6 protein-coding genes are annotated in these 10,313 nt (G+C 39.3%); 1 reads left to right on the forward strand and 5 read right to left on the reverse strand.

Annotated elements, in window-relative coordinates:
- Positions 1-170: 170 nt before the first annotated feature.
- Together P9B04_RS07525 and P9B04_RS07530 are read right to left on the reverse strand one after the other, a co-directional pair.
- The gene (locus P9B04_RS07525) at positions 171-1,814 is read right to left on the reverse strand and encodes a calcium-binding protein (RefSeq protein WP_342054378.1); all 1,644 of its coding nucleotides are present in this window, start codon (positions 1,812-1,814) and stop codon (positions 171-173) included.
- A 253-nt stretch (positions 1,815-2,067) separates the two neighbouring features.
- On the reverse strand, positions 2,068-3,465 hold the full coding sequence (locus P9B04_RS07530) for an aromatic ring-hydroxylating dioxygenase subunit alpha (protein ID WP_342054379.1): 1,398 nt from the start codon (positions 3,463-3,465) through the stop codon (positions 2,068-2,070).
- Between the two features lie 523 nt (positions 3,466-3,988).
- Here P9B04_RS07530 and P9B04_RS07535 point away from each other — a divergent pair.
- Positions 3,989-8,392 (forward strand): phytase, encoded by a 4,404-nt coding sequence (locus P9B04_RS07535; protein ID WP_342054380.1) that lies wholly within the window; start codon positions 3,989-3,991, stop codon positions 8,390-8,392.
- Positions 8,393-8,674: 282 nt separating this feature from the next.
- On the opposite strand, the gene P9B04_RS07545 is transcribed toward P9B04_RS07535, so the two are convergent.
- The 3 genes from P9B04_RS07545 to P9B04_RS07555 form a co-directional block, all read right to left on the reverse strand.
- Positions 8,675-8,887 carry a hypothetical protein gene (locus P9B04_RS07545; RefSeq protein ID WP_342054381.1) on the reverse strand — a complete coding sequence of 71 codons (213 nt, stop codon included), beginning with the start codon at positions 8,885-8,887 and terminating at the stop codon, positions 8,675-8,677.
- A gap of 105 nt (positions 8,888-8,992) precedes the next feature.
- The gene (locus P9B04_RS07550; RefSeq protein ID WP_342054382.1) at positions 8,993-9,127 is read right to left on the reverse strand and encodes a hypothetical protein; all 135 of its coding nucleotides are present in this window, start codon (positions 9,125-9,127) and stop codon (positions 8,993-8,995) included.
- A gap of 267 nt (positions 9,128-9,394) precedes the next feature.
- Positions 9,395-10,313: calcium-binding protein (locus P9B04_RS07555; protein ID WP_446717979.1), on the reverse strand; the 919-nt coding region annotated here is incomplete at its 5' end.

Here is a 10,313-nt window from a genome sequence, read left to right on the forward strand (position 1 = left end):
GGTATAAAGCTAGTTTCGGCTATATTTGGGCTTGAAATAAGCTAAAGTCCCAATAGTTCTTTGACATTAATCAAGAAGTCAATTCCCCTCAACCTTGTTCTTTTCAAATTTTCGGACAAGTCTCCCGAGGCGTTGTTCAAAAAACCTATTTTTGAACAACGCTGATCAAATTAAGCGATCGCAACATCCAAGTCCATAGAAACAAAATCTACCGGAGCAAAAATATTAGAAAGCTCATTAGGCAGTTCTTTTTGAGTAAAGACGGAACCAAATTGATTTTTCCCAGTGAATTCATCCAGTTTAGCGTTGATATCCTTAGTAATCTCAATCACCTGATCTACTGTAGTAATTTTTGACCGACCTTCAGGTAAAATCTCGCTTATTGCCCGTTCAACATTAGTTATTGGATCAGGAACCAAACTTAACTCTACAGGAGCCAACTCAACTGTCTCTGGAACAACATTAGTTAATTCATCAGCTACCACAGTTGACTGTTGTGCAGTAGAAAACTTTGGTGATGAAGGTGGAACTGGTAGATCGAGAGGAGAATTAAAGAAAATTCGGGTGATTAAATCGTCTTGATTATCCAAAGCTGAAGAAAATAGTCCTGTATCGGCATAGATATCAACACCTGAACCGAAAAAGTTGAATACATAGGGATTAGTTAAGCTAATATTAATTCGGTCAACCCCTAGAGTAAAGTCGAAAATGAAGGCAAAATCGTCATTACCGAATGGATCAGCAATGGTACTGTTGGATAAGTAGTAGTCTTGGGAAAAGAATTGTCCAACTTCAAAGGTATCTATTCCAGAACCACCAACAAGCACGTCTAACTCTTTTAACCCGGGTGCTATACCATTTTCATTAACACCTCGGATGAAATCATTACCCTGTTGACCAAAAAGAATATTACTTAACCCAGTGGTATCATCCCCTTCTATTACATCAGGATTAGCAGTACCAATGACATCGCGGAAATTGACCACCTCAAAGTTCCCGAACCCTGAAATAAATAAGTCTTCATCGGCAAGATCGACATTGAATGTTGTTGGAGTTGGACCGGAAACACGACCATCAATAAGATTTCGTTGACCAGTTGCGCCGACAATTTTATCAATACTAGGAGTGAAAGGATTTGGATTTCCTAGAAGTTGATCGATTCCAGCACTGCCCTTGTCAACAACCCCCTGAGCTTTGAGAGTAATCTGTTGACCTAAATTACTATAGTCAACAGTATCAAATCCTCCCGCTCCACCATCATAAGTATCATGTCCTTTACTACCAAAAAAGACATTATCGTTATTGTTACCGACAATGGTGTCGTTATTATGTGTCCCTTGAACGTTATCAAAATTAAAAACTTTAAAAGAGAGAGGGAAAGGCGCACCTGTTCCGTTGACAATCAGGCTATTTGCTCCTAGATCAACGTCTAATGAGGCTGAGCCGGAGCCTGAACCATCAATTGTATTAACAATTCCTGGTCCTACAGCCCCAACTATGGACTCAATATCGAATAGAAGATCAGTTCCTCCACTGGCTTTTTCTATTATTCCTTGTGCTTTGAGGGTAATTGACTCGTTGAGAGAACTATAGTCAACTGTGTCATGATTAATCTCGCTTCCTCCATCAATTAGATTATCCCCAGTTTTGTCTAAAACAAAGATAGTGTCATCTCCCTGTTGACCTAAGACTGTATCTTCTACCCCATCATCACCTAAGAAGATGGAATCATTCCCTGCTCCTGCAATGACAAAGTCGCTGAAGAAAGTATCAAATAAAAAATCGTCGAAAGGAGTCCCAAAGATAAAAGCCATAATTTTTGCTATCTTTTAAGTGTTTATGAGTATTTGCTTGATTCAAGTCCACAAAAACCAGAGTTTTCTACCTGAAAACCCTGGTTTTTCGCACAAGAATAATCCTATATTAAGAATATTAAATTTTTATTAAGATTTTAAAATAAGTCCAAGAACATCCCCTAAATCCTGTGTTCATGGGAATTTTGCTTGTGTTGCAAAAACAAAATGGGAATGAGTCTGGGAAATAGAGTGCGCTCGCAGAAAGTAATAATCAATTACTATGTAGATTTCTCGGGGGAATCTCTTGCCCTTGATAAAACTGCTTTTCTAAGTTGCTTAAAGCCAACCAACTAATCACTCCCAAAGGAACTGTTAAAGTTAATACTATCATTAGCCAAATAGAAGGATTAGAGAACCCCAAGAATAATATCATTGTTAATGACCAGATGAAAGAAATCGCGATTGCTAAACCTATTTTGATTCTTTTTATGTTCTTCAGTGCGCTACGACAACTACTACAGTGTTTAGTATGAGAATGATAACGATCTAATAATTTTTCTTTAGGCAAAGCAGGATTCAAAGACTTATCTGGAAATACTTGTGCTTGATATTGATAAATCCAAGTATGTAATTGAAAAACAAATAAGTCTGCTTTTGTCGGTAAATAAAAAGCTTTAGCAACCTTCGGATTACCACCTTTTTGTTCTAAATATCGCTCTTGATGATGCAAGAAAATTTGATCATCTTCTAAAACTCTATTTTGTCCTAGATGAGAATACCAACGAGGGGTTAATTGAATAAAAAATCTAGGGATAGGTGAAGAAAACTGAAAAGGAAAACGGGCAAATAAACGACATTCTCCTTTCCGTATAGGTGTTGCATACACAACTGTTAAAGTTCTCCCAAACTGTTTAGAAGTTAGATCATGCCACATCATTCCAGGGGCAATAAAGGTTGTTTCTTGTTGTCCTAAAGTCCCTTTTCTCGGTCCCTCTTCCCACACCCCTTTAAATCCCCATTTACCTGATTCTGTTATTTGTAGTTCCACAGGAGAAACGTTAGCTCTATTACCAACGCTTTTATGATGAGTATAAGGAATATGACTAGAATCTAGAACATTTTCCATTAAGGTTAAGGCATCGTAAGGTAAGTCTCGAAAGGTATTTAAACAAACCCATTTATCGGTATTTTCTTCTAAAACATCCACCAAAGGAATAGGAGTTTGATCAGCATTTTCTGCTGTTCCAGCATAGACAAATAATAAACCTTGAGCTACTTTTGTCGGTAAACTTTGAACCGATGCTCTCAAAGATTTTTCCGCTGTTCCTCCCGAAGATTGTTGAGGAATAACTTCACAGTTTCCTTGTCCAGAAAAAGCCCATCCATGATAGGGGCATTCTAAACAACCAGACTCATTAATTCTTCCTTCGGAAAGAGAAGCTAAACGATGGGGACATTGGTCTTCAAATGCCCTCCATTGATGATTTTTTCCATCCCACCAAAGTACAATATCTTTCTCTAATAAGGTAAAAGAGTTGGGTTTACTTTTATCTAAGTCTTCTATATAGTGAACAGGATACCAAACTTCTTGCCAATCAAAAATTTCTGGATTGTTTCCCCCAGCAGTTGAGGGAGTGCATGAGGAAGATAAGAGATCATTAGTAGTCATAATAAATAATTTATTAAAAAAAATTAAATTCATATTTCATTGTAGTTAATATTTTTTGATTCTGCTCACAAACGTCCTTTCCTTGGCGTTGCTCAATAAGCAGTTATGGGTAGCCCTCAAATCGTGATAACTTGCTAGTAGAGCAACTCCTTGTATCTACAATGGGTAATAGGGTAGGCAGGAGAATTTCAACGTCGACACGATTATTTTACTCCAGCACCCTCCCAATAAGACTAACTTCTACTGGATTAGAAAAAACAACTTCCTACTTTTGAGGGAGAGCGAAGGTAAAAAAAGCCTTTGTTGATATTTCTCGGACACTTAAGGAGATGTTAACCATTAAGTCACTTTATCCTTAACAAAAGTTTCTTAATATTAACATCGACTTTTATGAAAAGTCCTGGAAAAATTTCATTTTCACTTTAAAGAAAAATAAGAATAAGCACTTTCATAATATTAACAAGAAAGTCCCAATTCATATTTCTTTAAATTCATCAAATCTCAACAAAGGTGTACTTCAATTATGCTTCGCATCAACCCTTATTTACAACAACCTTCCAGCGATGGAATGTACATCACTTGGTTCACTGAAGATAATATTTCTGCTGAAGTATCAATTACAGGACCAGGATTTAACTCTCCCCTAACCTTTACTACTAACCCCACATTTGAACCAATTCTTAGTTACACTGATGCTGAGTTAAATCAAGAGATTGCAGGTTTAGAACCAGGATCGTGGCTACTTGGCAATGAAAACTACAAACACACTGTAGACTTAAGTAATCTGTTGCCGGACAGCACCTATCAGTATTCGGTGACTGTTGGAGACGATACTTTTGAATCTAGCTTTGAGACAGCACCTACGCCTGAAGATTGGGATGAGATTCGCTTTGTCGTTCTTTCAGACAGCGAAACCGAACCCCGAGGTCGAGTTAATCGTCGTGATTGGCAACAGGGAGCTTTAGAGGAAGAATCTTTACCTCGTCCAGATGGAGAAGATAGTCTTTGGGCAGAGACTATTGGCGTTTCTGGCGATCGCCTTAACTATCCCTTAACAGAAAATGTCGGTTATAGAAATAACCTGGAAATTATCAACAGTCGAGAACCAGACTTTATGATGATGCCAGGAGATTTAATTCAAGGAGGTGGCTATCAACCTGCTTGGGATGAATTTTTCCGTCATAATGCTGGTGAGTTTGATAGTGGCTTGTCTGAATACCCTATCTTACCGGCTTTAGGTAACTGGGAAAATTTTGGCGCGCTCAACGGAGGTTATGGAACTGATCCAGACGGACGTTATGGCCCTTTATTCGGTCGCCAAAAATACCATGTTTATTTCGATGCGCCAGACAATGGTACTCCCGAACATCAAGATAATTACTACCGTATTGATTACGGACCCATAACAATTTTAACTCTTGATAGCTCTAACGGCGAACCAGATGATAACCGCAACAAATATGGGGGAGAAGGACAACCACCTCAAATTAGCGGTCAAGAGTATACAGGCCCAGGAACGGACACCCAAGAAAACATCACCCGCGAACAGTATGAAGCCGCAGGGGGTACTGATCTGGCCGATTTCAACCCTGGTAGTCCTCAATGGAATTGGGTGAAGGAACAGTTAGAATCAGCGCAGGAAGAGGGACAGATTGTGTTTGCACAGTTCCACCATGCTCCTTACTCTAACGGCACTCATGGCTTACCCATGAATCATGAAGATTCTTCCGGTCAGGGGGGAACACCTATGCGTCAATATCAACCTCTGTTTGAAGAGTATGGTGTAGTGGCGGTTTTCTCTGGTCATAGCGAAATGTTCGAGCGCAGCTTTGTGGATGAAGATAACGACGGAGAAGGGGTTTACTACTACGATGTGGGGGTTGCTGGAGATGGAATGCGCGGCCAACGCACCGATGACGAGGGAAATCTCCTCAGTTACAATCAGTTTAGCCAATGGACTGCCGATCAAGATGAACCAGAATTATGGCAAGAGGTAGATGGGGTACTTCAGAATGTGGCTGGAGGCAAGCACTATGGACACCTAGAAGTTAACTTAGAAAATCTGGGTGAAGAGGAAGGAACACGGGTTACCTTCACTCCTGTTTATAGTTTTCCTCTTCTCGATGCTAACTACAATCTCATAGATACCGAGCGTCGAGTTTATGGAGATGAAATCGTCATTGAAATTGACAATACATCATCAAGTCCTTCTTTAAATCGTCATACAGTCACGGGTTTAAACTTTATTGGAGAGGTGAGTTTTGATACCGGTCTTATCTTTGAAGAAACAGAGTTTGGGGGTATTTCAGGACTTTCTTATGATCAATCTAATGACATTTATTATGCACTATCGGATGATCGCAGTCAAAATAATGATGCGAGATTCTACAATTTAGAAATTGATTTAAGTGACGGGACTTTAGATATCAATGACGTTAATATTGTTGAGGTTACAACTTTATTAGATGAATCAGGTGAACCGTTTGTTGAAAATACAGTTGATCCAGAAGGAATTGCTTTAACCTCTGAGAATACTTTGTTTATTTCTTCTGAGGGGAATGCTAATAATTTAGTTAATCCATTTGTTAATGAGTTTTCCCTATCTGGACAACAACTTAATAGCCTTCCTGTTCCTAATAAATTTTTACCCACTGCTGATCAAAGTAGTGGTATCCGTAACAATCAAGCGTTTGAAAGTTTAACCATTACTCCTGATGAACGCTACTTATATACTGCGGTTGAAAATGCCTTATGGCAAGATGGAAGCAACTCGACTTTAGAAGATGAAAGTGCAGTTCGTATTCTACAATATGACTTAGAAACAGGAACACCTGGAAAGGAATTTCTCTACTTTACTGATACTATTCCTAATGATTCTGACCCCCCTGGTGGATTTGCTGATAATGGCTTAGTCGAATTACTTGCTCTTGATAATACTGGGACTTTCCTCTCCTTAGAACGTTCCTTTTCTTTCGGTGTAGGCAATAATCTTCGCTTATATGAAGTTCGTCTCCAAGGGGCAACTGATATTAGTGAGTTTGATAGTTTAGCCATTGATAAAAATAATCCTAATGATGGTCTATTTGATGTAGATGCTGTTGCCGAAAAACGCTTATTACTTGATTTTGATGACTTAGGAATACGTTTAGATAACAGCGAAACATTAGCTTTTGGTCCTACTTTACCCAATGGATTACAATCTTTAATTGTTGCCAGTGATAACAATTTTAATGATTTGCAAATCACTCAATTTTTGGCCTTTGAATTAGATATTGATTCCATTCCCTCCGTTGCACCAACCTTAGAAACCCCGGACGAAATTCGCTTTGATGATCCTACTGATCCTAATGTGATAGAAGGTTCCGATTCTGATGACCCGGCTATTTATGTTCATCCTACAGATGTTGAACAAAGTTTAGTCATTACTACCCTTAAAAATGGGGGATTAGCTGTTTATGATTTAGATGGGCAAGAAATACAAAAAATTGTCCCTGATAATATTCGCTATAACAACGTTGATCTTATTTATGGGTTTAACTTAGATGGCAACATTATTGATCTTGCAGTAGTGAGCGATCGAGCCAATGATACTTTAGTGATTTTTCAAGTTGATCCTACAAATCAACAACTAAATAATCTTACTTCTCCTAATATTTTAGGGAGCATTTTTGGCATTGATGATGGAGAAGCAACAGCCTATGGTTTAGCTACCTATACCAGTCCTGTCACTGGAAGTTTTTATACTTTTGTTTCTCAAGCAGATGGGAATAAAATTGCTCAATTAGAATTACTTTCTGATGGAGAAGGTAACATAACAGCTGAAATAGTTCGTACCATTTCTGTTGCTATTCCTCCCGATGGTGAAACAGAAGATGCTCAAGTAGAAGGAATGGTGGTTGACCGAGAATTCGGGTATTTATATGCAGGACAAGAAGAATTTGGTATTTGGAAGTTTTCTGCCGAACCTGATAGTAGTAATACGGGAACCATTGTTGATACAGTTAAAGAGATTAATCCGTCGAGTAACTTAACCGCAGATGTGGAAGGGTTGACTATTTATTATGGAGCAGATGGTAACGGATATTTACTAGCATCGAGTCAAGGAGATAGTTCCTTTGCTGTTTATGAGCGAGGGGAAAGTAATTCGTTTTTAGGCAATTTTGTAGTAGGAGAAGATAACGATCTTGATGCTGTTGAAGAATCTGATGGAGCCGATATTATTAATGTTGCTTTAGGGGATAAGTTTCCTCAAGGACTTTTAGTAGTTCACGATGGCTCAAATGAAGAAGCAACAGTCTTTCAAGATCCTGAGGATGGAGAAATTCAAAACTTTAATACTAACTTCAAATACATTGATTTAGAGGACTTAAGTAATACTTTACCCTTCTTTGAATTAGACACGGAAACTTACAATCCTCGTAACCCTATTTTTCCTTCGCCATCGATTCTTGAACCAATATTTGGTTCACTCGATGCTGATACCCTTGAAGTGGAAGATAGTAACCAACTGATTTTTGCTGGTGCCATGAACGATCTGATCGATACTACTATTAGTGAAGGAAATAATCGTGTTTATGGGCAGTCAGGAGACGATACCTTCATTTTAGGCACTGGAGATCGACTATTTGGTGGATCTGGAGATGATCGTTTTTTCTTTCTTGGTGGTGAAAATACTGCTACTGGTGGTGTTGGTGCTGAGCAATTCTGGATTGCCAATGCAGAGATTCCTGAGTCTGCTAACACAATTGCTGATTTTGACTTGGGTGTTGATGTATTGGGGGTTGCTGGTTTAGACATTGGTTTTGAGGATTTAACCTTGACTCAAAACGGTGCGGATACTTCTATTGTTTTAGGAAATGATGAGTTAGCCGTACTACTTGGGATAAATGCTAGTAGTTTGAGTAGGGATAATTTTGTCTTTGTTTAATGCGACAATAAGACGAAATTTGCGCTCACTCTACCGTAGAGTGAGTGCAAGTGGTTCGAGGGTGTCTGCATAACGTCAGTTCAATGGAGGGTCGTGATTTTTATGTAGTGGAGATTTTACAAACTGTTAGCAACCATAGCATTATAATCGTGGATAAAATACCAAATCGCTCCGATATGACTTTCCACCTTTTTGGAGAAGGATAAGGTTTCTCGGACTAAGTTACAGTCACGATAAAATATGAATAGGGTTTGACTTATTTTTTGGCTGTTTATGGGTTTCTTAGCACCCTTTAACCCATTTACTAACCAATTGACCCCTTTCATCTTTTTCATACACACGAATTAAGTCATTGATAGGTTTCTGTTGTTGAATCATTTTGGAAAGTAGTTCAGCTTGCGATTCAGTTTCAGTCTTAGTAAGGGTAACAGTAGTAGGATGGGGTTTAAAGAAAGCGAGAAGACTAGAAATGGGATTACCTGTAGTAGATTGCATGATGAAGACTCCTAATAAAACAATATTGGCTTAACTGAAACAATTGAAGAGATGGATGAATGATTCGAAAAAGGGAAAGTAAAATTCGGAAAATTAAACCAGTCCCTAATTCAAAAAAAGTGAGGTATCTTTTAAGTTAGATTCAATATAAGGAACACCAAAGTAAGTTAGTTTAGCTTTGGGAGTAATAGTGATGAAAGTGGAACGTTGATAAGATTGACCCTGCTTGGTAAAAGTCATGGTGTGTTCTCAGTGAGTGGTTTGTTTTTCTCAATGATTTAAGTATGTCGGAAACCACCAGCAGAAGAAATACTGTTTTATTCAGGAAAGTTCAGAAAAGTTCAGGAAAAAGCTACAGGTTCCGCAAACAAAGCCTAAATGCTTTTGTTGGTAGTGATTCCCATGCATTAGGAATTGTCCGGTTATCCCTCTTTAAACTCAATTAGGTTCAACAAGAAAAACAGGGAATAGATAATTATTCCCTGTCTTATTTCTATCTATTTTCAACTAAACAACACCAGGAGCAAAAGCAAAGTCAGCATCAGTCAAACTACTAGCATCCACACCTAGTAATTTGGCTAACTCGTCTCCTCCTGTGGAGATCAAACTACCGGCATCTTCTTGGGTAATACTTAAATCGTCAAACCCAAAATCTTCACCGAAACCAGCGATACCGAGAACGTCCTCCCCACTGGTAAAGTCGGTAACAACGTTGGCAGCTTCGGGAATGTCACTCACAGCAATCCAGAACTGCTCTTCACCGGCACCACCAGTAGCGGTACTTTCCCCTCCTAAGAAGAAGAAGGTATCGTCTCCTCCTCCTCCTAAAGCACGGTCATCGCTACCCAGGATGAAGGTATCGTCTCCAGACTGTCCATAGACACGGTTACCACCAGTTCCAGCTACTGTATCGATGGTATCGTTTTCTGCTCCACCGAATACTAGCTCGTCACTGCCTAGTACATCGATAGTGTCTCCGTCGAGAGTACCAAACACAGGAAGTTCGGGTGCTGGAGGTTCTACAATTGTCTCGGTTTCCAATGTAGCAGTTAACTCGTACTCACCGATATTGATACCAAAGTTGGGGAAGATACGACCACTACCACTACCATCGGTTGCGTCAAGGGGGTTGTAAGTACGGTTACCCAATTGAGCTACACCGACGTAATAGGTTCCATCCTCTTCAGCAGTAAATTCCAGGTAAGCATCGCGGTTAGCGGTGAAGATTTCGTCTGGTGCCGCTGCACCGGTGACTAACAGTAGTTCGTTACCTTCTGCATCGAATAAACGGAGTTCTGAATCGAGTCTTTGAATGTCATCAATCCCTTCAATTTCGTAAGGAATGGAATCGATATCGACAGTGAGTGTTTCTGGGAGCGACGCAAAAATGTCGCATCGACCGGAATTCGGTGAAAGCGACTGGGGA

Source organism: Crocosphaera sp. Alani8 (genome assembly GCF_038442745.1).
Classification (GTDB): domain Bacteria; phylum Cyanobacteriota; class Cyanobacteriia; order Cyanobacteriales; family Microcystaceae; genus Crocosphaera.

Excerpts from the sequence above, each read along its gene's own strand:
- P9B04_RS07530 (WP_342054379.1), bottom strand. The coding sequence starts at position 3,465 with ATGACTACTAATGATCTCTTATCTTCCTCATGCACTCCCTCAACTGCT.
- P9B04_RS07550 (WP_342054382.1), bottom strand. The coding sequence starts at position 9,127 with ATGACTTTTACCAAGCAGGGTCAATCTTATCAACGTTCCACTTTCATC.
- P9B04_RS07535 (WP_342054380.1), top strand. The coding sequence starts at position 3,989 with ATGCTTCGCATCAACCCTTATTTACAACAACCTTCCAGCGATGGAATG.
- P9B04_RS07525 (WP_342054378.1), bottom strand. The coding sequence starts at position 1,814 with ATGGCTTTTATCTTTGGGACTCCTTTCGACGATTTTTTATTTGATACT.
- P9B04_RS07545 (WP_342054381.1), bottom strand. The coding sequence starts at position 8,887 with ATGCAATCTACTACAGGTAATCCCATTTCTAGTCTTCTCGCTTTCTTT.